The sequence below is a fragment of the Nocardia sp. NPDC060259 genome, assembly GCF_042728775.1.
Lineage (GTDB): Bacteria > Actinomycetota > Actinomycetes > Mycobacteriales > Mycobacteriaceae > Nocardia.
Window position 1 is genome coordinate 1 of the sequence record NZ_JBHXAY010000039.1, and the last position, 23,369, is coordinate 23,369.

General features: G+C 69.7%; 22 protein-coding genes. 9 read left to right on the forward strand and 13 right to left on the reverse strand.

All coding sequences use genetic code 11. From position 1 onward, the window contains the following. The first annotated feature begins 118 nt into the window (after positions 1–118). On the forward strand, positions 119–517 hold the full coding sequence (locus ACFWF2_RS16525; RefSeq protein ID WP_379308289.1) for a MerR family transcriptional regulator: 399 nt from the start codon (positions 119–121) through the stop codon (positions 515–517). On the opposite strand, the gene ACFWF2_RS16530 is transcribed toward ACFWF2_RS16525, so the two are convergent. Genes ACFWF2_RS16530 through ACFWF2_RS16540 form a run of 3 tightly spaced genes read right to left on the reverse strand, consistent with a single transcriptional unit; the run spans position 518 to position 3,630 of the window. Continuing rightward, a complete protein-coding gene (locus ACFWF2_RS16530; RefSeq protein WP_379308290.1) occupies positions 518–1,237 on the reverse strand; it encodes a PP2C family protein-serine/threonine phosphatase in 720 nt (239 codons plus the stop codon). Positions 1,238–1,265: 28 nt separating this feature from the next. Then, entirely contained in the window at positions 1,266–2,282 is a 1,017-nt protein-coding gene (locus ACFWF2_RS16535; RefSeq protein ID WP_379308291.1) for a hemolysin family protein, read from the reverse strand. Next, positions 2,275–3,630: a hemolysin family protein gene (locus ACFWF2_RS16540; protein ID WP_379308292.1), complete on the reverse strand. Its 1,356-nt coding sequence runs from the start codon at positions 3,628–3,630 to the stop codon at positions 2,275–2,277. Before ACFWF2_RS16540 ends, ACFWF2_RS16535 begins: the two co-directional genes overlap by 8 nt. A gap of 319 nt (positions 3,631–3,949) precedes the next feature. Here ACFWF2_RS16540 and ACFWF2_RS16545 point away from each other — a divergent pair, with 319 nt between their 5' ends. Beyond that, a complete protein-coding gene (locus ACFWF2_RS16545) occupies positions 3,950–4,525 on the forward strand; it encodes a TerD family protein (protein ID WP_379308293.1) in 576 nt (191 codons plus the stop codon). Between the two features lie 141 nt (positions 4,526–4,666). Here the strand turns inward: ACFWF2_RS16545 and ACFWF2_RS16550 are convergent, their stop codons facing one another. From ACFWF2_RS16550 to ACFWF2_RS16565, 4 genes are all read right to left on the reverse strand, one after another. Further along, on the reverse strand, positions 4,667–7,195 hold the full coding sequence (locus tag ACFWF2_RS16550; RefSeq protein WP_379308294.1) for an NERD domain-containing protein: 2,529 nt from the start codon (positions 7,193–7,195) through the stop codon (positions 4,667–4,669). 105 nt (positions 7,196–7,300) lie between these two features. Further along, positions 7,301–8,497 carry a serpin family protein gene (locus tag ACFWF2_RS16555; protein WP_379308295.1) on the reverse strand — a complete coding sequence of 399 codons (1,197 nt, stop codon included), beginning with the start codon at positions 8,495–8,497 and terminating at the stop codon, positions 7,301–7,303. A gap of 63 nt (positions 8,498–8,560) precedes the next feature. After that, positions 8,561–10,534: a UvrD-helicase domain-containing protein gene (locus ACFWF2_RS16560; RefSeq protein WP_379308296.1), complete on the reverse strand. Its 1,974-nt coding sequence runs from the start codon at positions 10,532–10,534 to the stop codon at positions 8,561–8,563. 138 nt (positions 10,535–10,672) lie between these two features. Further along, positions 10,673–11,638 carry a zinc-binding alcohol dehydrogenase family protein gene (locus tag ACFWF2_RS16565; RefSeq protein ID WP_379308297.1) on the reverse strand — a complete coding sequence of 322 codons (966 nt, stop codon included), beginning with the start codon at positions 11,636–11,638 and terminating at the stop codon, positions 10,673–10,675. Between the two features lie 98 nt (positions 11,639–11,736). On the opposite strand from ACFWF2_RS16565, the gene ACFWF2_RS16570 reads away from it, so the two are divergent. After that, positions 11,737–12,312, forward strand: coding sequence for a TetR/AcrR family transcriptional regulator (locus ACFWF2_RS16570; RefSeq protein WP_379308298.1), 576 nt, complete (start codon positions 11,737–11,739; stop codon positions 12,310–12,312). A 52-nt stretch (positions 12,313–12,364) separates the two neighbouring features. On the opposite strand, the gene ACFWF2_RS16575 is transcribed toward ACFWF2_RS16570, so the two are convergent. Further along, positions 12,365–12,988, reverse strand: coding sequence for an alpha-ketoglutarate-dependent dioxygenase AlkB (locus ACFWF2_RS16575; RefSeq protein WP_379308299.1), 624 nt, complete (start codon positions 12,986–12,988; stop codon positions 12,365–12,367). A 10-nt stretch (positions 12,989–12,998) separates the two neighbouring features. Continuing rightward, positions 12,999–14,456: a rifampin monooxygenase gene (gene rox / locus ACFWF2_RS16580; protein WP_379308300.1), complete on the reverse strand. Its 1,458-nt coding sequence runs from the start codon at positions 14,454–14,456 to the stop codon at positions 12,999–13,001. A gap of 284 nt (positions 14,457–14,740) precedes the next feature. On the opposite strand from rox, the gene ACFWF2_RS16585 reads away from it, so the two are divergent. Further along, positions 14,741–16,267, forward strand: a complete 1,527-nt coding sequence (locus tag ACFWF2_RS16585) for an FAD-dependent monooxygenase (RefSeq protein ID WP_379308330.1) — start codon at positions 14,741–14,743, stop codon at positions 16,265–16,267. Positions 16,268–16,282: 15 nt separating this feature from the next. Here ACFWF2_RS16585 and ACFWF2_RS16590 read toward each other — a convergent pair whose 3' ends face one another. Beyond that, the gene (locus ACFWF2_RS16590) at positions 16,283–17,173 is read right to left on the reverse strand and encodes an RNA polymerase sigma-70 factor (protein WP_379308301.1); all 891 of its coding nucleotides are present in this window, start codon (positions 17,171–17,173) and stop codon (positions 16,283–16,285) included. A gap of 146 nt (positions 17,174–17,319) precedes the next feature. Between ACFWF2_RS16590 and ACFWF2_RS16595 the strand changes: the two genes are divergently transcribed. The 3 genes from ACFWF2_RS16595 to ACFWF2_RS16605 all read left to right on the forward strand — a co-directional run bounded on the left by ACFWF2_RS16595 (position 17,320) and on the right by ACFWF2_RS16605 (position 19,651). Beyond that, positions 17,320–18,222: a DMT family transporter gene (locus ACFWF2_RS16595; protein ID WP_379308302.1), complete on the forward strand. Its 903-nt coding sequence runs from the start codon at positions 17,320–17,322 to the stop codon at positions 18,220–18,222. A gap of 104 nt (positions 18,223–18,326) precedes the next feature. Then, entirely contained in the window at positions 18,327–18,833 is a 507-nt protein-coding gene (locus ACFWF2_RS16600) for a VOC family protein (RefSeq protein WP_379308303.1), read from the forward strand. Between the two features lie 29 nt (positions 18,834–18,862). Beyond that, on the forward strand, positions 18,863–19,651 hold the full coding sequence (locus tag ACFWF2_RS16605; RefSeq protein ID WP_379308304.1) for a MerR family transcriptional regulator: 789 nt from the start codon (positions 18,863–18,865) through the stop codon (positions 19,649–19,651). A gap of 168 nt (positions 19,652–19,819) precedes the next feature. Here the strand turns inward: ACFWF2_RS16605 and ACFWF2_RS16610 are convergent, their stop codons facing one another. Beyond that, positions 19,820–20,203, reverse strand: coding sequence for a hypothetical protein (locus tag ACFWF2_RS16610; protein ID WP_379308305.1), 384 nt, complete (start codon positions 20,201–20,203; stop codon positions 19,820–19,822). A 43-nt stretch (positions 20,204–20,246) separates the two neighbouring features. Between ACFWF2_RS16610 and ACFWF2_RS16615 the strand changes: the two genes are divergently transcribed. Together ACFWF2_RS16615 and ACFWF2_RS16620 are read left to right on the forward strand one after the other, a co-directional pair. Then, positions 20,247–21,038, forward strand: coding sequence for a helix-turn-helix domain-containing protein (locus ACFWF2_RS16615; RefSeq protein ID WP_379308306.1), 792 nt, complete (start codon positions 20,247–20,249; stop codon positions 21,036–21,038). A gap of 5 nt (positions 21,039–21,043) precedes the next feature. Beyond that, on the forward strand, positions 21,044–21,979 hold the full coding sequence (locus ACFWF2_RS16620) for a MerR family transcriptional regulator (RefSeq protein ID WP_379308307.1): 936 nt from the start codon (positions 21,044–21,046) through the stop codon (positions 21,977–21,979). An 11-nt stretch (positions 21,980–21,990) separates the two neighbouring features. Here the strand turns inward: ACFWF2_RS16620 and ACFWF2_RS16625 are convergent, their stop codons facing one another. Continuing rightward, entirely contained in the window at positions 21,991–22,281 is a 291-nt protein-coding gene (locus ACFWF2_RS16625; RefSeq protein WP_379308308.1) for a hypothetical protein, read from the reverse strand. 248 nt (positions 22,282–22,529) lie between these two features. Further along, a complete protein-coding gene (locus ACFWF2_RS16630; protein ID WP_379308309.1) occupies positions 22,530–23,348 on the reverse strand; it encodes an SDR family oxidoreductase in 819 nt (272 codons plus the stop codon). Between the last annotated feature and the right edge of the window lie 21 nt (positions 23,349–23,369).

Sequence of the window (23,369 nt, forward strand, 5' to 3'; positions counted from 1 at the left end):
CCCCGCGCATCCTCGAGGATGCGCGGCTGTCTCCGTTTCACCCGGACGTCCGGTTCGGCATTGGCGACGGTAGCACGTGCCGCTGTATGGTTAGCTTCTGCTGCGGAAGGAGGCCGTGATGACCGAAGCCTTGCTCAAGATCGGTGAGCTCGCCGCCCGCGCCGAAGTCAGTACGCGCACGATCGATCACTACACCGGCATCGGTCTGCTCGCGCCTGCCCAACGCAGTGCAGGCAACTACCGCCTCTACAACCCCGCCGATGTCGAACGCATCCACCTCATCCAGCGTCTCGAAGCGCAAGGCATACCGCTGGAGGAGATCGCGTCCGCGCTCAACAGCGGCCCCCGGGATATGAACGAAGTCCTCGCACGCCTCGATGACGATCTGCGGAACCTGCAGACCGTCACCGAGACCGCGCCCGTCGAGATCCACGGACTGCTCAACATCATCGCCACCCGCGTGCACTCGCTGATCGCGGTCGCCATACAGCTCCCACCGGACCTGCCGATCCTGTGATCAGTCGCCGGCGGTGATATCGGCGACGACGACGGTGACGTTGTCCGGGCCGCCGTTGAGCAGGGCGAGTTCGACCAGTTGCTCGGCGCACCCGGCCACGGTGCCTGCCGAGCGCAGGAACTGGGCGATCTTCTCCTCGGTGACCACGTCGGACAATCCGTCCGAGCACAGGAGGTATCGGTCGCCGGGTTCGGCATCGCCGAGCACCAGCGTCGGGGTGACCGGATCGCCGGTGAGCGCGCGCAGGATCAGTGACCGGCGAGGATGGGTTCTGGCTTGTTCGGCGGTGATGTGGCCCGCGTCGACGAGGCTTTGCACGAAGGTGTCGTCGTGGGTGATCTGGGATAGTTCGCCGGCGCGCAGGACGTAGGCGCGGGAGTCCCCGACATGTGCCAGCCCGTACCGGGTGCCGTCGAACAGCATCGCGGTGAGCGTCGTGCCCATGCCGCTCTGCTCGGTCGAACGGGCCGCCTGCTCGGCGATGGCGTTGTTGCCGCGCAGGACAGCCTGCTCGAGACGGTCGAGCAGTTCTCCCTCGTGGTCGTGCTCGAGGGGTAGGAGCGCGGCGATCATCAGTCCGGAGGCGACTTCGCCCGCGGCGTGGCCACCCATCCCGTCGGCCAGCGCCAGCAGGCGGGGCCCGGCATGGACGGAGTCTTCGTTGCCCTCCCGGACCAGGCCGCGATGAGTGCGTGTCGCGTGGGTCAGTTGTGTGTTCACGAGGACACCTTCGTTCGGTGGAGATGGATCAGATTTCGGCAGCGGACTGCAACAGCCGTTCCAGGACATCGGTGATCGTGAGCAGGCCGACCAGCTCCGCACTGTCAGGGCTGGTGACCAGGCTCAGGTGGCTGCGGGTTTCGCGCATCGTGCGCAGCGCCTCGTACACGGGGACCGTTGTGGCGATTTCGAGCACCGGCCGCATGAGCTCGCCCGCGATGGTGCCGGGTGCGGCGGTGAGGCTGTCGCGGACGTGGACCACACCGCGCACGCCGTCGCGATCGCGGACCAGCAACCGCAGGTGGCCGGTAGCGCGCGAGGCGGCCTGGATCGCGGCGGTATCGGCGTCCGGCGGCACAGCGCTCGGCGCGGTGTTCGGTGCGACGATGTCGCCGACGGTCAGCTGTTCCAGTTCCAGTGCGCTGGTCAGGTTTCCGCGGTAGCGCTCGTCGAGGGTGCCGACGGTCGCCGAGTGTTCGACCAGGTGCCGAAGGCCTGCCGGATTCTGTCCGGCGTCGACTTCGCCGACCGGGGTGACGCCGACTCTGCGCAGGCACCAGTTGGCGGCGTGGTTCAGTGCGACCAGCACCGGTCGGGTGAGGGTCATGAACAGCTGCATCGGCAGCGCGAGCAGGGTAGCCGACTTCTCGGGGTGCGCGATCGCCCACGACTTCGGCGCCATCTCGCCGATCACCAGGTGCAGAAAGGTCACCACGATCAGCGCCAGCACGAAACCCGCGACATCGGCCACCCACAGCGGTGCCCCGAGATGCTCGATCAGCGGGGTGATCCAGTGATGCACAGCGGGTTTGGTGATCGCGCCCAGCGCCAGCGTGCAGACGGTGATGCCCAGCTGGGAACCGGCGAGCAAGACCGGCAACTCGGCCGAACCGCGCAACGCGGCCCGTGCGGCCCTGCTGGTCGGCGCGGCGTCTTCGAGCCGATGCCGCCGGGCGGCGATCAGCGCGAATTCGACGGCGACGAAGAACGCGCTGGCCGCGATCAGCGCGATCGTGACCGCGACGACAACCCAGGGATTACTCATCGCCGCCTCGCGCGGATCGGAGGGTCAGCGACACCGACGACGGCACGTGTCTACCGACCGCCCTGACCTCGGCGAGAACCGTCCGCGCCGCCGGGGGCTGTTCGACGAGGAAGTCGGCGCCGCTGGAGGGCACCGCGATTTCCACTCGGTCGCCCACCTGCGGCAGCCCGCCGAACACGCTGATGACCAGACCCGCGATGGTCTCGTAGTCACCGTGCGGCAGTTCGAGGTCGAGCAGCCGTTCGGCTTCGTCGAGATGCAGGTCACCGGCGACGAGCCAGCCTTCACCATCGGCGATGATCTCGGCGGTCCCGGAGTCGTGTTCGTCGGCGATCTCACCGACGAGTTCCTCGGCGATGTCCTCGACGGTGACGATGCCGGCGAACCCGCCGTATTCGTCGACGACCAAGGCCATCTCTTCGTTCGCGGCACTGAGCCGGGTGAACACCTCGGGCAGCGGCAGCGACTCGGGGACAAGCAGTGCCGGACGCATCCGGTCTCCCGCGGTGCCGGTCACCGGCCCGTCGAGCAGGTCGTGCAGGTGGATGACGCCGCGCAGGTCGTCACTGCTGGTGCCGACGACCGGGTATCGCGTGTGTCCCGAACCCATGCGAGCCAGGACCTGCTCGGCCGGTTCGTCCACCGGCACGGTGTCGACCTGGGCCCGCGGAATCATCGCGTGCTCGGCGTTCTCCGAGGGAAAATCGAGGATCCGGTCCAGCAGCGTCGAGAGCTCCCTGGGCAGTTCGCCCGCCTCGCGAGAGGCGGCGACGATGTGCTCGAGGTCGCGCGGGGTCGCCGAATGCTCCACATCGTGGACCGGCTCGATCCGCAGCAACCGCAGCAAAATATTGGCCGACTGATCGAAAAGCCGGATCAGCCAGCCGAATACGCGGAGGTAGGCCGTCGTCGAGCGAGCCAGCCGGCGCGCCACCGGCTCGGGCCGGGCGATCGCGAGATTCTTCGGGAACAGCTCGCCGAACAGCATCTGCACCAGGGTGGAGAACACGATGGCGAGCACGGTGCCAACAGCCACGCCGACGGCTACCGGCACGCCGACCCCGCCGAGCAGCTCGCCGAGCCCGCGCCCGATCAACGGCTCGGCCACATAGCCGACGAGCAGACCGGTCACGGTGATACCGAGTTGGGCGCCGGACAACATGAACGAGGTCCGCCGGGTCACCGCCAGCGCGCGCCCCGCCGCACTGTCGCCGGTCTCGGCGCGTGCCTTGAGCCGCGACCTGTCCACCGCCATGTACGCGAATTCCTGGGCGACGAAGTACCCCGTCAACGCGGTGATGAGCAGGACGACAGCGATTCCGGCGACGACGCTCAGGACGGTCAGCATGCGTCGGCCTCGTCCGAGGGGCCGCGGCGGGATCGCTCAGCGGCCGTGTACCCGGGAGGTCGAGGTTCGCGCGTGCCGCGAGATCCCTCCTGGTCTGATTCACCATCAGGCATACGCATCACACTAACACGTGCCACTGTATGGTTGCCGGTGCGACTTCGCGTACCGAGCGGTCGCGACGCTGCTCACCAATTCGCCTATCCGCCAGCTTGTTTCGGCTTCCGGCTCCACCGGCTTCCGGTAAACCAGACAGTGGCACGTGTTAGTGTGCGAATGGTCGGCACCTTTCGGGCCGACACGATCGATGGGAGATATCGGTATGGGTGTCAGTTTGTCCAAGGGTGGCAATGTCTCACTGACCAAGGCGGCGCCGAACCTCACCGCGGTCGCGGTCGGCCTCGGCTGGGACCTGCGGACCACCACCGGAACGGACTTCGATCTCGACGCCAGCGCGATCGGGCTCGGCGCCGACAAGAAGGTCGTCTCGAGTGGGCACTTCGTCTTCTTCAACAACCTCAAGTCGCCGGAGGGGGCGATCGAGCACGCCGGTGACAACCGGACCGGCGAGGGCGAGGGCGACGACGAGGTGATCAACGTCGATCTGGCCAACACCCCGGCGACGATCGATTCCATCGTGTTCCCGGTCTCGATCTACGACGGCGCGAACCGCAGCCAGTCCTTCGGGCAGGTGCGCAACGCCTACATTCGCGTGATGGACCGCAGCAACGGTGCGGAACTGGCTCGCTACGACCTGTCCGAGGACGCGTCCACCGAGACCGCCATGGTCTTCGGTGAGCTGTACCGCAACGGCGCGGAGTGGAAGTTCCGCGCCATCGGCCAGGGTTACGCGTCCGGTCTGGAGGGCATCGCCCGGGACTTCGGCGTCAACCTCTGACGCTGATCCCGACGGCCTCCGCCGGTGGGTGTACGGGAAACCGGCGGAGGCACGACCGACGCCGGGTGGCGTGGTGTCGGGTGTGCGCGGGGCACGACGGTGATCTTGCTACCTCGAGTGCACTCGAGGTCAACGCGGAGTTCAGCGGTCCGCGCGGACCAGTGGTGCGAGGAAGCCGGTGACCTGTGCGGTCGACGGCTGACCGAGGCGGCGGCCGAGGATGTCCGGGGCATCGGCGGCCGCGCGGCACCGGTCGGGGTCGGTGTTGGCGGGGTCGGCGGAATAGCGTTCGCCGATCATGATCGCTCGCCCGGCCTCGCGTCCGGTGCGCAGTTCGTAGACGGTGATCTCGTAGGTCGCCCGGAACAGGTTGACGGTGCGGCCGATGGGAGTGCCTGGGGCGGGCGGGAGTTGGCAGGTCTGGACGAGATCGCCCAGGCTCACCTGCTGCATGCACGCGATGAGCTGGACCGACGACGTGTCGCTCGGATGCCAGGCGCTGGACTCGCTGGTGGCGACCATCGTGGCGAGATCACCCGACAGGTAGATCGGCCGCGCGCCGTCGCGCTGGTATTCGGCGGCGTTCGGGAACGGTATCCGTTCGCCGCACATCCGGTCGTAGTCCGACATCTCGAACCGGCTCGCCTGTACCGCGGTGATCGCGAAGAATCCCACCCCGAACAGCACGATGAACAGGATCAATCCCACGCCGGGACCGATCCGGATCCGGGGTTGCGTGCGTTCGCCCCGCTCCCGCACCGGGGTATTACGCCACCGTTCGACCAGCGACGGCCCGGTCGACTTGTTCTGTACCCGCTCCCGCGACCGGCTCGACGCGGTCGGCCGCGCCGGAGGATCCTGTTCGACCCAGTCGGTCCAATGCGCGGAACTGTCGAATTGCTCCGCCGATTGCGCGGTGCCGCGGTGTGCCGGATCGGGGTCGTGCGACGAACTGGACGACCATGCCGCGGCGGCCCCGGCTACTCCGGCAGCGGCGCCGACCGCGGCTGCGGCGGCGGGCGCCGCGTACTCGGCACTCGGCGTTTCGTGACCCCAGTATTCCGGTTCCTCGTCCGCGGGCCACGGCTCGTAGTCCGGATCGTCGTATCCCTGCGACTCGTGTGCGCCGACGGGATCGTCCTCGTGTGGAATCTCCCCGCTCACAACCTCGCTCGCGGCGCTGCCGTCGGCGGCCGGTTCGCCGGCCGAATCGTCGTCGGTGTCAGCCGAGGGTTCTGCGGCTGACTTCGTCAGCGACACAACACCTGCCGATTCGACGCCGGTCGGCTGGGCAGCGACAGTGGTGTCTTCGTCTGTGTCGCCTTCGCTCGGGTCCGCTGCCGGAGCGGTTGTTTCGCCGGGTGACGGAGTACTCGCGTCGTCGTCTCCGTCGACTGACTCGTTGTCGGCAGGCTCGGCCCGGAGATCAACAGCATCGTCGGAATTGGTCTCGGCACTCGAATCCGCCTCTGTCACTGCACCACCGGATGCATCGTCGGCGCCGGGATCCTCGGCTTCATCCGTGCTGATCGTTGGAACCGCAGTGGTTTCCGCTGCGAAGGCCTCACTTGCGTCCTCGTGATCCACCAGCGGGGCGGCAGTTGCGCTGTCGTCGGGGGTTTCTGTCGAGCCTGAGGCGTTATGCGAAGCGACATCCTGTGAATCCTCCGCTGCGGCAGGAACACTCACCAATCCCGCCAAGGGCGAAACCGCACCGGCCGTGTCGCCTGCGGACACCTCGGCGCTTTCCGGCGCGGACGCCGTCTCGGATCGCTCCTCGGCACCGGATTCTTGTTCGGGAGAGCGCTGTTCGTGACCGTGCGTCGCCCCGGGCACCTCAGCCGATGTCGCCGACGCGCGCGGCCGATGCGCGAGTCGATCGATCGCGGCGAGAAACGCGGGTGTACTCGCCTGCGCGAGCCGTGTACTCACCCGCGACAAACCACTCTCCCCGGACCCCGCGGCAGCGTCCGTCTCCTCGGCGTCGCCGAGTTCGATCGAGGCAGGCGCGGCTGGCCGGCTCGTGGTCGACGGATCGAGCCGCGCGGGAAAACCCTGATCCGCCAAGGCGACCCGGCTGGGCAGCAGGTGGCTGAGATTCAGTGCCGCGAACACCCTGCGGACATCGTTGACGCTGAGCCGGACCGTGCGCCCGGTCTCGGCGTGGAAGTAGTCGTGCAGCGCCGTCGAGTCGTCGCGGTGGACGAGGACGGCGCGGTATCCGTCGGCGATGCGGGCCTCTTCGAGGGTGACCTGCGATCCCGGCTGGGGGACCAGCGCGACCACCGCGTTCACCCACCCGAAGATCCCGGACTGCTGCAGCAGGTTCTTCGCCGCGAATACCTGCCGCCGGACCTGGACGAACGGATTCGGCACGCGCACCGCGTGATAGAGCGCGGCCTCCTCGCCGCCGACCGTCCACGGCCCGTTGGGCGGGGTGGCCAGCGTGCCGTCCTGGCGGACGGTGAATCCCTTCACCTCCACCACGGTGGCGCCTTGCGGCGTGCACACCAGCGCGTCGACCTCGACCGATCCGCCCCGGCTCTCCGGCACATGGCACCGGAACACCGCGACGCCACCCACCTCGGACGCCAAGTCCCGGATCGCCGCGCCGACGACCTCTTCTGCGCCTTCGAGTTCGGTTTCGTCCGCGACAACGACGATCACCACGACCCCCTGCGTAACCGATTGCGGACCTCTACCAGGATACGACCTACGCCATCGAAACCGAATCCCGTTGCCGAGCAACGGGATCGGCAATCACGATTACCGCTCTCACCACGGGGCGCCGGGGAACCGCCCCGGCCCGGGTTCCGCGGCTGCGGGCCGGACCCATTCCAGCGGTGTCCGGGTCACCTGACCTGCGACGATGGCCAGTCCCGTCGGCCGGTCCACCGCGACGAACCCGAAGGGCCGGTCGATGCGCACCGAGGTGATCGTCGACCAGCTCCGCTGCGGAACGCCGCCCGGCGCCATGGCGACCGCGGAGACGGCGGCGGCTTCGAATCCGGTGGCGTCGAACCGGGCGACGACATTCTGGCCTGCGGCCTCCACGGCCAGCGGCGCCGGGCTGAGCCCGGGGAAGTGGCCTCGGTTCTGGTCGAGCGCGGCGGAAAGGCCGAACAGTGCGGCGTGGTCGGTGAGGTCGTGGGTGGCCGCGACCTCGAACGGCGGCAAGGTCAGCGCCACGGAATCATGGCCACCGTAGGTTTCCCGCCGCTCGACGGTCAGACAGGGCGCGGTCGTGCCGACGGGGAGGTCGGTGCGCACCGGGACAGCGCCATCGAGCGCGGCGAGGCCCGCGGTGACCGCCTGCTGTGGAGCGCCCGCGCCGATGAGCAGATGGACGTCGAGTTCGCCACGGCCGGTGACGATTACCCGCGTCACCTCGTCACCGAGGACCGCAACGCTGCCATCGGGATAGGTGCTGCGGTACAGACCGGGGCCCCGATGCCCTTGCCACGGCCCGGTTTCGGGCGTGTACAGGATCTCGTCGAACGGCGTCGCCCAGCGTGTGCGCGCCAGCAGCGCGGTCGCCAGCGCGAAGAGGGTGCTCTCGGTGATCGGGACCGGGAACTTCTCGATCAACCCGTCGGTCTTCTCCCGCGCCCACTTGTCCAGTGCGGCAGGGTCGTCGAGCGTCCCCACGGTGCCCGCGGGCAGGCCGGCGACCCAGTCGTCGCGCAACGGCAGTCCCGGCCGCACCCAGGCACCGATCGCCGTCGACACCTCCCGCGACGCGTCCAGCGATGCCAACATCGCCAGCCCCGCCGCGTGGGCCTGCTCCGCCGGAACCCCCACCGCGGCGGCCAGCTCGGCCCTGGCCTGCCCGCTCGCGGCACCGGCCAGCACCGCGAGCAACGGCCACAACCCGGCCGCCGACACCACCGCGTCCTCGCCCCCGAACGTCCGGCACCACCGCGCTGTCAGCTCGTTCGACGAACGGACATGCCCCATCAGTGAACTCCCCATGCCCGGATCCTACGACCAGACCCCGACACTCCGCAGCCTCCGTCCCCGCCGTCGCGCCGTCGGTCAGTCCCGCACGATGCCCAGCCACACATAGTCCCTGGCCCGTGTCACCGCGACGAACTGCTGACGCATGGTCAGCTCGTAGCGTTCCCGCTCGGCCTCGGTGGTCGGCGGCGCGGGCTCGGTGAAGGGATGGATGACCGCACGGAAGTCCAGACCTTTGGCGCGGTAGACGGTGCCGACCTTGACGCCGGTGTCCTGTTCGGCGCAGCGGTAGTCGACCAGGTTCTGCGCGGGGATCCCCCATCGGCGGAGCAGGCCGAGCAGGTAATCCGCTTCGGCGTTCGTGATCGTGATGATGGCGGTGTCCGACAACGAGATTCCCTCGGCGACGATGCGATCCAGCTGCCTGCGGACCTGCTGGCCCACCTCGGCGCGGGTGCAGACCCAGTGTTCGGCGTTGCCGTCCGGCAATACCGAGTCGGTGAGGTCGATCGCCTGCGGTTCGCGCGTCTCGCTGTCCTCGACCGGCCTGGCTCCGGGAAGGCTCGCCGCCAGTTTCAGGATGGCGCGCCGGTTGCGGTAGTTCCTGGTGAGCCGTTCGCTGCGCCCGACGATGGTGATGCCGGCGTCGGCGAACCGCCAGCCGCCCGCGTAGATCTGCTGCTGCCGGTCACCGACGAACAACAGCGAGTTCGGCTCGCCGCCGGTGAGCGCATGGACCAAACGCACGCTCTGCACGGTCATGTCCTGAACCTCGTCGACGACGACCATCGCGTAGGGCCGGTCCAGTGGCTCGGCGCGCAGGGCATCGAGCGCGGCGGAGATGATGTCGTTCCCGTCGAAGCACTGCCGCTCGGAGCGGATCGACTCGTATTCCTCGTACAAGGCCCACACGTGTCTGCGCTGGCTGGTACGCAGTCCGACGCGCCGACCACGCCGATCCACCGCGGCGTACTGGGCGAAGCCCGCCTCGGTGGCGGGAATGCCGCGCCCTTTGATCACCCGATCGATCTCTTCCCGCCAGTAGCGGCGATCGGATTCGATGGCGACCAACGGCCCCGGTCGGCCCACGTGCATCCACGCCAGGTTGAACGCCGTCTCGGTGCGGGGGAGCTCCATCACCCGGCGAATACCTCTGCCCGACAGGAACTCCTGCGCCCAGGAATGCAGATTCGTGAAGGTCGCGCGGCCCGCCGCGTCGGGGAGCAGGCGCGCGAAGGCGGACTCCTGACAGGGTGGCAGGTTTTTCACCAGAGTCGTGAACAGCAGCGGCCCGGTGCTGCGCCGGGCACGATGGGCCATGCGATGCAGAGCCAGCACGGTCTTCCCGGTCCCCGCGGGCCCGACTATCCGCGCCGGACCGTTGTAGTTCCGGCTGACCAGCGCATTCTGCGCGGGGTCGAGGAACGCTGTCCACGTCGGGAACGGTGCGGCCAGCGCACCGGCGAGATGGTCGGTGCGCAGCGACTCCACCTCGAGCAGACCCGCCACCTCGACCGGCTCCGGCGCCGGGACGAGCTGCGGCATCGGTCGATAGTCGGAGTCGCGCCGGGCGGTGTGCTCGGCGAGCTCACCGGCCGACCGGGCAGGCATCACCGAATGCCGTCCGGTCAACCGGTGGACGGTCGTGTCGGTGCACACGACGAACCGGCCGTCCACGCCCGCGGACCGTCCCGGCGGCAGCACGAACACCAATTCGACTGTCTCCCGCACGAACTCGTTGCGATTCGGCCCGATCGCCACCCCGGTGAACAACTGCTCGGCATGCGCCCGCAGCCGCCGGACCTCTGCTTCGCCGGGCAGTTCGTCGACCACATTGAGAGCGAGCACGCCGCCCTGCCCGATCAGCAGCGCGTCACACCGCCCCGCGGGCGCCGGCTGCGTGCGATGCAGCAGCAGCCGCCACCGCTGCAGCCCCGCCATCAGCAACGTGATGTAGACAGTGCGCGATCGCCCCGACAACTCCCCGCTGGTTTCCGCGAGCATCTGCTCGCCGCGCCGGCGCAGAATTTCCCGATCATTGCTGGACGTCATGTCGGCCACCCCTGCTTGGTCCGCGTACTCCGCCCCATCGAGTATGCGTGAATTACCCAGTAGCAGAAGTGGTTTCGTAGGAGACATCCCGCATCGGCGGACCGGCGACGAGAGCAACGCGGCGCACGTCTACGCCGCCTATGGTCGCAACAGCACCGTGCCGAGCGCGGTCCGCTCCTCGAGCTTGCGATGCGCGGCAGCGGCATCGGTCAGCGGCAGCACGGAGTCGATCCCGACGGCCAGCTCACTCCGCGCGGCGGCCGCCAGTGCGGCGGGCCGTTGCCGCGCGACTTCGCCGAGCCACGCGGTCCCCGCGCACCCGGTGAGGGTGAGGCCGCGCAGGATGAGGTCGACGGCACCGATCTGGGCGGGAGCGCCCGAGAGCCAGCCGTAGCTGAGGATGCGGCCGCTGAGCGGGGTGATGACGTCGAGGAGCGGGGTCAGCGAGTCACCGCCGATCGAGTCGAACACGACATCGACGGTGTCGCCCGCCAGGAGTTCGCGCAGCCGATCGGCCCAGCCCGGCACGGCATGGTCGATCACCTCGGCGGCGCCGTGTGCGCGGGCAAGGCGAGCCTTGTCCGCCCCGCCCGCGGTGGCGATCACCCGCGCGCCGCGTGCCACGCACAACTGGGTGAGGCAGCTGCCGACGCCGGTGGCCGACGCCTCGACCAGTACGGTCTCGCCGGGAGTGAGGGCCGCGGTGGCGACCAGGGCCATGGCGACCGACCCCGGCATCTGGGTCGCGGCGGCGAGCTCGGTGGTCAGCCCGTCCGGGATGACGATCACCGAACCCTGCTCGGCGGCAACGAGTTCGGCGTACGCGCCGAAACCGCCGGTGTCGGTGACGACCCGGGCGCCGAGCAGGGCCGGGTCAACGCCGGCGCCGAGCTCGACGATCGTCCCCGCCGCCTGGAACCCGAACACCGCGGGCAGCGGCGCGGGGAACGGGAACGCGCCCGCCCGCACCAGGGTCTCCGGATAGAGGACCGGGATCGCCTCGGCGCGAATGACGACCTGTCCGTTGCCCGGTCGCGGTTCGTCGACGTCGCGCGCCACCAGCACCGTGGGTGCGCCGGTCTCGGTCATTACGATTGCCTGCATCAGAACTCCATAAGTTGACTGCCGGTCCAGATAAATCGAACGATATGGACCGGCGGTCAACTTGTCAACGGATCGGCCGGTGCCGAGAAAGCGATGCGATGCCCGACCCACGCCCCACCGAACGCGCCGACGCCGCGCGCAACCGTCGAGCGATCCTCGAGGCCACCGCCGCGCTGCTGGCCGAACACGGTGCGGCCGGCGTGACGATGGATCGGGTCGCCGCGGCCGCGGGCGTCGCCAAAGGGACCATCTTCCATCGCTTCGGCAGCCGGGCCGGTCTGCTGTACGAGCTGGTGGCCGAGGGGGCGGCCGAGATGATGGCGGCGGTGCAGGGCGGGCCGCCGCCGCTGGGGCCCGGCGCGCCTGCGACCGATCGACTACTCGCCTTCTTCGACGCGATGACGACCATGATCACCGCCGACGTCGAGCTGATCGCCGCCTACAAGGCCATGCCCCCGCATCCGCGCAGTGCGGAATTCCACGCGTTCTGGGCCGAGCACATCACCGGGTTGCTGCGCGAGGTCCGCCCGGAGATCGACGCCGAGACGGTGGGCGCGCTGCTGCTGTCGATCATCGGCGGGGAACTCGCGCAGCAGATGGCCAGGGCTGGTGAGGTCGACCGGCTGCGCGCGGGGGTGCGGGAACTGGTGCACTCGGTGCTGAGCGCGCCGTAATCCGCTTCTGCTCGCGCTGTTTCGCCGGCCGGTGCCCGCAGCGGGCCGGGGATCACCGGACGTTGCGCGGGCGGAACTGGATGCTGATCCGCGGGCCGACCGGCCGTGACGTTTTGGGCACCGCGTGCTCCCAGGTGCGCTGGCACGCGCCGCCCATCACCAGCAGATCGCCATGGCCCACGGTGAATCGCAGGCTGGCCCCGCCGCCGCGTGGTCGCAGCAGCAGTGCGCGCGGTGCGCCGACCGAGACGATCGCGACCATGGTGTCGTTGGTGGCGCCGCGGCCGATCGTGTCGCCGTGCCAGGCGACGCTGTCGCGGCCGTCGCGGTAGAAACACAGGCCCGCGGTGCGGAACGGCTCGCCGAGCTCGGCGGCGTAATGGCCGGTCAGGGCCTCTCGTGCCGCGACCAGGATCCGGTCGGGTAGCGGGTCGTTCTCGCCGAAGAACGACACCAGCCGGGGCACGTCGACGACCCGGTCGTACATGGGCCTGCGCTCGGCGTGCCACGGCACCCGTTCGGCCAGGCGCTCGAAGACGGTGCTCGCGCCGCTGAGCCAGCCGGGTAGGACATCCACCCAGGCCGTCGCGTCGAGCTGGGTGCGCCGGATCGTCTCGATCGAACCCAGCGCAACCGCATCACCGTCGAACAGTGAACCTTGCAGGGGCAGCGACATGCCCGCCAGTCTACCCCGTGTTCGAACGTATGTTCGTATTAGCGGTGGGATTGCCGAACCAGCGGGCGAGGTGGTCGTCGAGGCCGGGCTGGTGCTCGCCGATCCAGGCGACGTGGCCGTCGGGCCGGAGCAGGATGGCCGGAACATCCAGTGCCGCGGTGGGATCCGCGATGAGGTCGACCCGGTCCGACCAGCCCTCGACGGACAGACGTTCGGTGCGGTCGAGCACCAGGCCGCGGCCCCGATGCAGTCGCTCGTAGAGGCGGCCCTGCTTCAGGTCGATATCGGGCAGGCGGCGTCCGAGCAGGTCGGGGCCATCGCCGAAGTCGTAGCGGATGGTGATCGCGGCGATCTTCTCGATCAGATGGCGGTTCACCTCGTCGAAGTCCATCAATTCGGTGAGCAGCCTGCGCACGGCCCGGGCGCCCGGCTCGGTCGACGACAGCTGCACCTGGGCGCGGGTGTTGTCCAGTACGTCAGCGGCGACCGGATGACGTTCGGCCTGGTAGGTGTCCAGCAAGGTTTCCGGCGCCCATCCGTGGACCTGCGCGGCCAGTTTCCAGCCGAGGTTGACCGCGTCCTGAACGCCCAGATTGAGGCCCTGACCGCCGGCGGGCGGGTGGATGTGCGCCGCATCGCCGGCCAGCAGCACCCGACCGACCCGATACCGCTCGGCCAACCGGGTGGCATCACCGAAGCGGGACAACCAGCGCGGGGAATGCACACCGAAATCGGTTCCGGCGATCGCGCGCAACCCTTGCCGGAAGTCCTCGAGGGTGGGCGGCTCCGCGCGATCCTCGCTGACTCCCACAGCGGGGACGACGACGCGATAGATCCCCTCGCCGAAGGGCCCGAGACTGAATGCCGGAGTGGTCGCGCGGATTTCGGCCACCTGGGCGGCGATCTCCTCCAGCGGCACACCGACTTCCATCTCGCCCATCAGCGTCTCGGTCCGCGAGGGCTCGCCGGGAAAGCCGACGCCGAGCAGTTTGCGCACCGTACTGCGCGCTCCGTCACAGCCGACGAGATACCGCGCACGCAGTCGCTCCCCGTCGGTGAGCTCGACGGTCACGCCCTCGTCGTCCTGCTCGAAACCGGCCACCGCGCAACCACGCCGGACCTGCGCGCCCAGCGCGATCGCATGGTCTCCGAGCAGATGTTCGACGACCGGCTGCGGGATGCCCAGCTGATAGGCGTAGGTGGAATCCAGGCCGTCCGGCGTGGGTGTGGCGATGGCGGCGAAGATGCCGCCGACCGGACGCTGCCGCCCGCGTTCGAGCAAGCGATCGAGCAGTCCGCGCATCGCCATCAGCTCGAGGCTGCGCATATGCAGACTGACGATGCGGACGAACGACGACACGGGCTCGGGTTCCTTCTCCAGAACCAGTACCCGCACATCGTGCAGCCGCAGTTCGGCGGCCAGCATCGCACCGGTCGGCCCGCACCCGGCGATGATCACGTCGACCATGAACCACCCCTTCGCTGAATCCGGATTTCCGCAGGTCCTGGCATCGGCTGCCCATTGTGCGGTACCCCGGTTCCTGCCACAAGCGAATTTCGACGGCGTTCTGTGAACCGCGAATTCGGCGACGGCCGCTGCGCGCGGGAGAAGGGGGAATCGGAACGCCCAGCGCTCCTTGCCCCTTCCAAGGTATAGCCGACCCGGGGGCTTGCGGCAAGACCCCGGTCGTCCTGCACAATCGCACGTCGATGTTCGGACCAGCGAAAAACGGGAGTAACGCAGTGCGTGAGATGAAGACCGACGTGATCGTTGTCGGCGCGGGCCCTGCCGGACTGATGCTCGCCGGGGAGCTGTCCCTGGCCGGTGTGCGGCCCGTGGTGCTGGAGCGGCGTGCGGAGCCGGGCACCGCGCACAAGGCCAGCGGCCTTGGCGGCCGGATCCTGGATGTGCTGCGATACCGCGGCCTGCTCGACCGCTTCGCCGCGGTGGGCAGCCCGATCCCGGCGCCGATCTTCCCCTTCGGCGGCATGCATGTCGATTTCAGCCTCCTGGCCGACGGTCCCATGGACGCGATGGGGATTCCGCAGGCGCGCGTCGAGGAACTGCTCGCCGAGCGCGCCGTCGAACTCGGCGCCGAGATCCGCCGCGGGCACGAGGTGGTCGCGGTGAGCCAGGACGACAGCGCGGTGACCGTGGACGTGCAGGGACCGGACGGGCCGTACCGGGTGACCACGCAGTACCTGGTCGGCTGCGACGGCGGACGCAGCCGGATCCGGGAACTGGCCGCGATCCCGTTCCCCGGCAACACCTTTCCCGAGGTCAACCGCCTCGGCGTGGTCACGGTGCCGGACTCGGTCACCGTCCTCGACGACGGCGGCCTCGACGTCCCGGGCCACGGCCCGATCAGTCCCGGCTTCACCCGCACCGAGCGCGGTGTCTTCGCGATGGGGCCGGTCGACCCGGCGGTGCGCACGATGTTCTTCCAGACCACCGAGGACGATCTCACCGAATACGACAACGACGACCCGATGACGCTCGCCGAACTCGGTGACAGCGCCCGCCGCGTGCTCGGCGCCGAGCTGCCGCTGGGCGAGCCGATCCGGTTGTCCCGCTACCAGTTCCAGGCACGGCGGGCCGACCGCTACCGGGCGGGCCGGATCCTGCTCGCCGGTGACGCCGCCCATCTGCTCCCCGCCACCGGTACCGCGCTCAATGTCGGCATGCTCGACTCGGTCAACCTGGCGTGGAAACTGGCTGCGACCGTGCGGGGTTGGGCGCCGTCCGGCCTGCTCGACACCTACCACGACGAACGGCACGCGGCGGCGGGCCGGGCGCTGCAGCAGACTCGCGCACAGGCGGCGCTGCGCCGCGGCCAGGACGCGGCAGCCGATGCCCTGCGCGCGGTCTTCCAGGAACTGTTCGCCGACGAACCCGCGCTGCGCCGCCTGGCGGGCATGATCTCCGCGGGCGACGTCCGCTACCCGATGCCCGGCGCAGATCCGCACCCGCTGGCGGGCACCTTCGCTCCCGACCTCACGCTGCTCACAGAGGCAGGCACGACCAGCGTGGCGGAACTCCTGCACACCGCCAGGCCCGTCTTCCTCGACCTCGCCGATCGCGCTGACCTGCGCGAGCTCGCCAGGGCGCGGGAGCCGCGAATCGAGATCGTCACCGCCAAAACCGAGGATCGTCCGGCCGACGCGCTCCTCATCCGGCCCGACGCCTTCGTCGGCTGGGCCGCGGCCGTCGACGAAGCCGCCGACACCGCGACCCCGGCCCTGCGGGACGCGCTCGACCGCTGGGTCGGACAGCCCTGACGAAGCGGTCGCGGATCAACGGGCGACGGCGGTCGCCTGCTCGATCCGCGACAGCTTCTCGGGATTGCGCACCACGTAGAGACCGGTGATCGACCCGTCGTCGATCCGCGTCGCGACGACACTGTCGAGCATCCCGTCGATCCGGATGACCAGCGCCGGAGCGCCGTTGATCTGCACCAGTTCGGTCGACACCTGGCCGCCGACCCGGGGCAGCCCGGCAGCCATCAGCCGGGCGACCCGGTCGGCGCCGACGATCGGGCGCACCACGGCCTTGACCACGCCGCCGCCGTCGGCGAGCAGCACGATGTCGGGCGCGAGCAGGTCGAGCAGGCCCTGCAAGTCACCGGTCTCGACCGCGCGCCCGAAGGCCTCGAGCGCGTGCCTGCTCTCCGCCGAGGACACCGTCCCGCGCGGCCTGCGCGCGGCGACATGGGCCCGCGCCCGATGCGCGATCTGGCGCACCGCGGCCGGGGTCTTGTCCACGGCGGCGGCGATCTCGTCGTAGGCCAGGTCGAACACCTCGCGCAGGACGAACACCGCGCGCTCGACCGGCGCCAGCGTCTCGAGGACCAGCATCATCGCCATGGACACGCTGTCGGCGAGCTCGACGTCCTCGGCGATGTCCGGCGTGGTGAGCAGCGGCTCGGGCAGCCACGGCCCGACGTAGGTCTCCTTGCGCCTGCCGAGCGTGCGCAGCCGGGTCAGGGCCTGGCGGGTGGTGATCCGGACCAGGTACGCGCGCTGGTCACGGATCTCGGCCTGCTCGACGTCGACCCAGCGCAGCCACGTCTCCTGCAGGACGTCCTCGGCGTCGGCGGCCGAACCGAGCATCTCGTAGGCGACCGTGAACAGCAGATTGCGGTGCGTCACGAACGCCTCGGTCGCCGGGTCCATTCCCTCGGTCATGGGTGGTCCTGTCTGTCGGTGGCTGTCTTGCCCATGAGACGCCGCACCGCGCCGTCGTGTGACATTTCGGGGGAGTGGGCTGGGTCACGTCCCATTCTCGCGTTGAAATCCGGGGTGGGCTGTGGATTACTCCTGGAGTGAGCGCGATGTCTACGACCGAGCGGCCGAGCCGTGCCATGCTGCCCGGCTGGTCGGTGCCGCTGGTGTTCGTCGTCGCCGCGACGTCGCAGTATGTCGGTGCGGCACTGGGCGTTTTCCTGTTCGGCACCACCGAACCGGCGACCGTCGCGTGGCTGCGCGCCGCGGCCGCCGGGGTGGCACTGCTGGCCTGGCGGCGGCCGTGGCGCAGCCGGTGGACGCGGCGGGGGATCGCGGTGGCGGCCGGGTTCGGCATCGTCACCGTGTCGATGAACATCGTGTTCTACGAGGCGATCGCGCGGATTCCGCTCGGCACCGCGGTCGCCATCGAATTCCTCGGTCCGGTGGCCGTGGCCACCCTCGGCTCGCGCCGGGCGAGGGACTTCGTCGCGGTGGTGCTGGTCGCCGTCGGTGTGGTGCTGCTGGCCGGTGTGCAACTGGATGCCGAACCGGTCGGTGTGGCTTTCGCTCTCGCCTCGGCGATCCTGTGGGCGGCTTACATCCTGGTCGGTAAGCGTGTCGCCGACAGCGGCGACGGACAGGATTCCCTCGCCGTCGGCATGGCGGCCGCGGCCGGACTGCTCGCACCGGTCGTGCTGATCCCGCAACTGGCCATCGACGCCGCGGTGTTCGCCGACCCGCGCACCTGGTTGCTCGGGCTCGGCGTCGGCGTGCTGTCGAGTGCGGTGCCGTACGCCCTCGACCAGGTGGTCCTGACCGCGGTCGGCCGGGCGCGGTTCGCGTTGTTGCTCGCCCTGCTCCCGGCGACCGCGACTGTCGTCGGTGCCCTCGCGCTGAGCCAGCGGCTCACGATCCCGGAGCTGGCGGGTATCGCGCTGGTCATGCTGGCCTTGACGGTCAGTGCCCTGCCCACCCGCCAGCCCGCGCCGGAACCGCCCGCGCCGCTGTAGCGCGATGGCGGGCGGTGACCCACTGGTCGGCGTCGCGCTCGCGGTGCGCGGCAGGCGGTGCGACGGTTTGACCCTCACGTTGCGTGAGGGTCGACGATGCCCGTATGAGCACACCATTTCCCGCTTTCGAGATCAGCCCGGTCCCCGTTCCCGGCCCCGACGCCGTGGCTCCCGAACCGTTCCACGGCATCTACGGCATGCCGATGTTCGTCACCGTGCCGTCGGTCGATCTGACCGTGTCGACGGACTTCTGGGTCAGCGCACTCGGCTTCTTCGACCTGTTCTCCGTCCCCGGTCAGCTGACCCATCTGCGCCGCTGGACCTTTCAGGACGTCCTGCTGGTCTCGGGCGAACAGCAGGACGACACACCCGCCATGACAGTGAGTTTCTCCTGCGTACTCGGCGAGATCGAGGCGATCGCCGCCGCGTGCGAAGCGATGTCACCCGGCTGCACGACCGGTCCGCGGCTCATGCCGTGGAACTCGATCGAACTGGAGGTCCGCACGCCGGAGAACATCCGGGTCGTCATGACGGCCGCGCGGCCATGGGACCCCGACAGCCCGGAGGCCGCGCACCTGCGCTCGATCGGTATCGAGGCACCCGAGCTGTGACGGTCATCGGGCACGGCACACTGGATGCCGTGTCCGAACCGCTCACCGTCGGCGCCGCGGCCGAACTGCTCGGCGTCACGACGCGCACGCTGCACCACTGGGACGCGGTCGGGCTGGTGCACCCGTCCGACCGCACCGCCGCCGGCTACCGCCTGTACACGGCGGCGGACCTGGCCCGCGCCCAGCGCGTCATCGTCTACCGGGAACTGGGCGTGGCGCTGGACGAGATCGGCGCGCTGCTGGACGCGCCCGCCGCCGATGCCATGGTCACGCTGCGCCGCCAGCGCGAGGCCTTGCACGCCAAGACGCTGCGCCTGCAGCGGATGACCGCGGCCATGGACCGGATGATCGAGGCGAGGGAATCGGGGATCCTGCTGTCCGCGCAGGATCAGGTCGCGATCTTCGGTGCGGACTGGCGGCCGTCCTGGGTCGACGAGGCTCGCGAACGGTGGGGTGACACCCCGCAGTGGACCCAGTACGCCGAACGCGCCGCGGCCAGGTCGGCGGGGGAGTGGCGGCGCATCACCGACGACACCGCCGCCCTGCACGCCGACTTGGCCGAGGCCCTGCGCGCGGGTGTCACCCCCGGCAGCCCGCGCGCCGACGCGCTCGCCGAACGGCATCGCGCCTCGATCGCCGTCTACTTCGACTGCACCCACGCAATGCAGGTGTGTCTCGGCAGGCGCTACATGACCGATCCGGACTACACCGCGTTCTACGACGCCATCGAGCCGGGACTGACCGCCTGGCTGAGTGCGCTCATCGACGCCAACGCGCGAGCGCACGGCGTCGACCCGGACACGGCGACCTGGGAATAGTGCGCCGAATGAGCTGTCACAGTGATGATCTCGCCGGGTCCTCGAGGAAGCGGTCAGCGGGGGTCGCCGCGACTGTCGCGCCGGAGTTCGTAGACGATGTCACTCGGCGGTCATCTCGGGAGCCGTGGGCCAGGTCGGGTAGCCCGTGTCGCAGCGGATTTCGCGGCGTCACCCGGCGAAGCCGAACAGCAGCGCCGCGACGACCAGTGCGGCAAGAGCCCCCACATCGACCCGTGCGACCCGCTTCGTCGGGGCGCCGAGATCGCCGAGTCCCACCACGGCGGCGAGCACGAGAAACGAACTGGTGCTGATGATCCCGGCCGCGATGGTCACCGCCCGCACCGGTGGCACGAACGCACCGACCATCAATCCGGCACCCACCAGGGCGAGCAACACCGCGCGATGACGCAGCAACAGCTCGAGATCCCGGTTCGTGATCGCCGTGCCGTAGACCCCCGCCGCGCGCCCCGGCGCCACCGCGACCACGCCCGGCACCACATGCACCAGACCCACACCAACCAGCAGCACCGCGCCGACAATTTCTCCGACCATGTCCCCTCCTTCATTCGACACTTGTCGTGCAAGCATTGCCTGCATGGGCGCAGCGCCACTTCCGGAAACGTGCAGTACCCCGGCGACGGTGTGGCTGGGGGCAGGGCACGCCATCTACCTCGGCCCGTCGCTGCGACTCGACCGGCATTCCGGGTCCGTGGCATGCCTGGCGGTCGGGCTGGAAACACCGTTCACGGTGCACGCGGACGCGCTCGGCGCCCGGACGATCCGCAGTGTGCTGGTCCCCCCGCGTACCCCGCACCGGATCGTCGCCGACGGGCGAATGCTGTTCTGCTACCTCGACTCCGGCTCACCGCGCGCCGCCGCCTGCCGGGACCGGATGCTCGAACAGGCAGGCGGTTTCGGCTTCGGACACCGCGAGGAGGCCGCGCTGATCCGCTGTGCCGCCGACTCCGCGCCCGCCGCCGTCCTCGATCTCGCGTGCGGCCCGGGCAGGCCCGACATCGATCCCCGAATCGCCGCCGCCACGGCCATCCTGTGCGCCGATCCGGCCGCCGCGATCTCCGCCGATCAACTCGCCGCCGCGGTCCACCTGTCGAAATCCCGTCTGCTGCACCTGTTCTCCGCCCAAGCGGGCACGACCTTCCGGCGCTACCGAGTCTGGGCGCGCATGCTCGCCGTCGGCCGGGCAGTGGCCGACGGCGCCGACCTCACCACGGCCGCGGCGCATGCCGGGTTCGCCAGCCCCTCTCATTTCAGCGACACCTTCCACGCCATGTTCGGCCTGACCGCCGCCGACCTGCTCGGCGCGGGCGTTCGCATCGTCGTCGACGATCCGGGCTTGCTTCTCCCCCGAGGGGAGACGGCACGCTGAGCGACATGGACGACGACACGCTGTTCACGATCGGGGAGATCGCGGAACGGACCGGACTGACGGTCAAGGCGATCCGCTTCTACGCCGACCGCGGCATCGTGGCGCCGACCACACTCAACCCGGCAGGTCACCGCCGCTACGACACCGCCGCCCTCGCTCGCCTGGAACTGGTCCGCACCCTGCGCACCCTCGGCATCGACCTCGCCACCGTGCGTCGCGTGCTCGCCCGTGAGGCCTCGATGACCGAGGTCGCCGCGACGCACGCGGACGCGCTCGACGTCGAGATCCGAACCCTGCGGGTGCGACGAGCGGTGTTGCGCGCGGTGGCCGCCCGGGAACCCACCCCACCGGAGATGGATCTCATGCACCGACTCGCCACCCTGTCCGCCGCCGAACGACACCGCCTGATCCAGGATTTCGTCGACGACACCTTCGGCCGCTACGCCGCCAACCCCGCCATGGTCGACCTCGTCCGCGCCGCGATGCCCGATTTGCCCGACGATCCGACGCCCGACCAGCTCGCGGCCTGGATGGAACTCGCGGAACTGGTGGAGGACAACGATTTCCGCGACGCCGTCCGGCGCATGGCCGAGTACCAGGCCAGGGAGCGCGCCGCGGGCGACACCACCGGCCTGCACCACGACCTCACCGAAGCCGTCCGCACCCAGGTCGGTGCCGCCGTCACCGCGGACATCGCCCCCGGCTCCGCGGCCGCGATCCCGGTGCTCGACGCGCTCACGGCCCGCTACGCGAGCACCTTCGACCGCCCCGACGACCCGGCGCTCCGGCACTGGATCCTCGAACGGCTCGAAGTCGCCGACGACCCACGCGTGCAGCGCTATTGGCGGTTGCTCGGCATCGTGAACGGCTGGCCAGGGCAACCGGATCTGACCCCGGTGTTCACGTGGTTCGCGCAGGCGCTGCGCGCGGCAACGTCCTGACCTCGACCGCCTCAGCTTCCCTGGGTCAGATAGTTGTAGATCTCGTGGATGGTGACGGTGGGCTGGGTGGTGAGGCCGACCTCTTGGGTCAGCGGCCCGATGGTGGTCTGGGCGAACTCCTGGAACTGGCCAGCGGACTCCCACACATCGGTGACGTGAAACCCGTCATCGGTCTTCCTGGCCAGATGAAAGATCAACCCCGGCCCGCCGGTCCCCCCGGGCTTGAACCCCATCTTCTCCAAGACCTGGTCATACTGCTCCATCGTCGCGCCGGTGAAATCGAGTTCGACGACAACAGCCATAACGTCATCTCCTTGCCGAAAGGTACGCCAAGATCCCGCGAAATCGCCCGCCCGCGGACCAGATCCAGCGGTCGAGCAGGAGAGGAGCGACTGGCAGCCCCGGCTCATCGAGAGAGGGTCGCGAGAAACCACCGTGGCCCGGCGCTCCGATCGAACCACGCTTACGCTGAACGGCAACACCACATCCGTCCTACCGGCTGTGGTGCGCATCACAGTGTAGTCGGCACCCGGGTGGCCGACAAGCGAGTTCACCAGCGGGAGCGCCGGAACCCGCCCTCCGAGTCGATCACCTGGCCGACCACCCAGCGGGCGTCGTCGGACACCAACCACGCGATCAACCGCGCCGGGTCGTCGGGGGCTCCCACCCGGCCGCGCGGGAACGCGGCCCGTACCTCCTCGACGACTCCGAGATCCCGATCGGTTGTCGCCGCCGACAGATACCCGGTGTCCACCGGACCCGGATTGACCGTGTTGAGCACGATTCCGCGCTCGATCAGTTCGTCGGCGACCGTGGCTGTGAGGCCCGCCAGCACCGATTTCGCCGCGGCATACGCGATTTCCGTCCGCATCGGACCGAGGTGCTGCCCCGAGGTCATCCAGATCACCCGACCGCGATCACCTACCGGACCGCCCTCGCCGCGGTAGCTGCGTGCGAACGCCTGGGTCAGCAGCAGTACCGACCGGGCGTCGACCGCCCAGTGCCCGTCGAGCATCGCCGCATCGACGACGAACAGGCTCCCGTCGCTACCACTGCGCGCATGGTTCGCGACGAGAATGTCGACCTGGCCGAAGATGCCGACCGCCTCGGTGATCACCCGCTCCGCAGCCTCCGGTTCAGCCAGATCGACGGCGATATCCGCGACCCGTGTCACTGCTCCGAGCTCGCGGCACAATGCCGCCGGGTCCTCGGCGCCCCACGGCTGCTGTGCGTCGTGCGGAGCCCAGTGCGTAAGAAACAGCGCGGCACCCTCCGCTGCCAGCCGCTGTGCAACCGCGAACCCGATCCCGTTCCGGCGGCTCACGCCGGTCACCACGGCGACCCGCCCTGCCAACGCCTCCGATGCCATACTCCCGATTGCACCCGGTAC

Bases quoted from the DNA above. Each gene is read 5' to 3' on its own strand.
- ACFWF2_RS16525 (WP_379308289.1), top strand. From the start codon at position 119: ATGACCGAAGCCTTGCTCAAGATCGGTGAGCTCGCCGCCCGCGCCGAA.
- ACFWF2_RS16615 (WP_379308306.1), top strand. From the start codon at position 20,247: ATGGGCGCAGCGCCACTTCCGGAAACGTGCAGTACCCCGGCGACGGTG.
- ACFWF2_RS16590 (WP_379308301.1), bottom strand. From the start codon at position 17,173: ATGACCGAGGGAATGGACCCGGCGACCGAGGCGTTCGTGACGCACCGC.
- ACFWF2_RS16595 (WP_379308302.1), top strand. From the start codon at position 17,320: ATGTCTACGACCGAGCGGCCGAGCCGTGCCATGCTGCCCGGCTGGTCG.
- ACFWF2_RS16585 (WP_379308330.1), top strand. From the start codon at position 14,741: ATGAAGACCGACGTGATCGTTGTCGGCGCGGGCCCTGCCGGACTGATG.
- ACFWF2_RS16600 (WP_379308303.1), top strand. From the start codon at position 18,327: ATGAGCACACCATTTCCCGCTTTCGAGATCAGCCCGGTCCCCGTTCCC.
- ACFWF2_RS16540 (WP_379308292.1), bottom strand. From the start codon at position 3,630: ATGCTGACCGTCCTGAGCGTCGTCGCCGGAATCGCTGTCGTCCTGCTC.
- ACFWF2_RS16555 (WP_379308295.1), bottom strand. From the start codon at position 8,497: ATGGGGAGTTCACTGATGGGGCATGTCCGTTCGTCGAACGAGCTGACA.
- ACFWF2_RS16620 (WP_379308307.1), top strand. From the start codon at position 21,044: ATGGACGACGACACGCTGTTCACGATCGGGGAGATCGCGGAACGGACC.
- rox (WP_379308300.1), bottom strand. From the start codon at position 14,456: ATGGTCGACGTGATCATCGCCGGGTGCGGGCCGACCGGTGCGATGCTG.
- ACFWF2_RS16535 (WP_379308291.1), bottom strand. From the start codon at position 2,282: ATGAGTAATCCCTGGGTTGTCGTCGCGGTCACGATCGCGCTGATCGCG.
- ACFWF2_RS16575 (WP_379308299.1), bottom strand. From the start codon at position 12,988: ATGTCGCTGCCCCTGCAAGGTTCACTGTTCGACGGTGATGCGGTTGCG.
- ACFWF2_RS16545 (WP_379308293.1), top strand. From the start codon at position 3,950: ATGGGTGTCAGTTTGTCCAAGGGTGGCAATGTCTCACTGACCAAGGCG.
- ACFWF2_RS16610 (WP_379308305.1), bottom strand. From the start codon at position 20,203: ATGGTCGGAGAAATTGTCGGCGCGGTGCTGCTGGTTGGTGTGGGTCTG.
- ACFWF2_RS16570 (WP_379308298.1), top strand. From the start codon at position 11,737: ATGCCCGACCCACGCCCCACCGAACGCGCCGACGCCGCGCGCAACCGT.
- ACFWF2_RS16630 (WP_379308309.1), bottom strand. From the start codon at position 23,348: ATGGCATCGGAGGCGTTGGCAGGGCGGGTCGCCGTGGTGACCGGCGTG.
- ACFWF2_RS16625 (WP_379308308.1), bottom strand. From the start codon at position 22,281: ATGGCTGTTGTCGTCGAACTCGATTTCACCGGCGCGACGATGGAGCAG.
- ACFWF2_RS16565 (WP_379308297.1), bottom strand. From the start codon at position 11,638: ATGCAGGCAATCGTAATGACCGAGACCGGCGCACCCACGGTGCTGGTG.
- ACFWF2_RS16560 (WP_379308296.1), bottom strand. From the start codon at position 10,534: ATGACGTCCAGCAATGATCGGGAAATTCTGCGCCGGCGCGGCGAGCAG.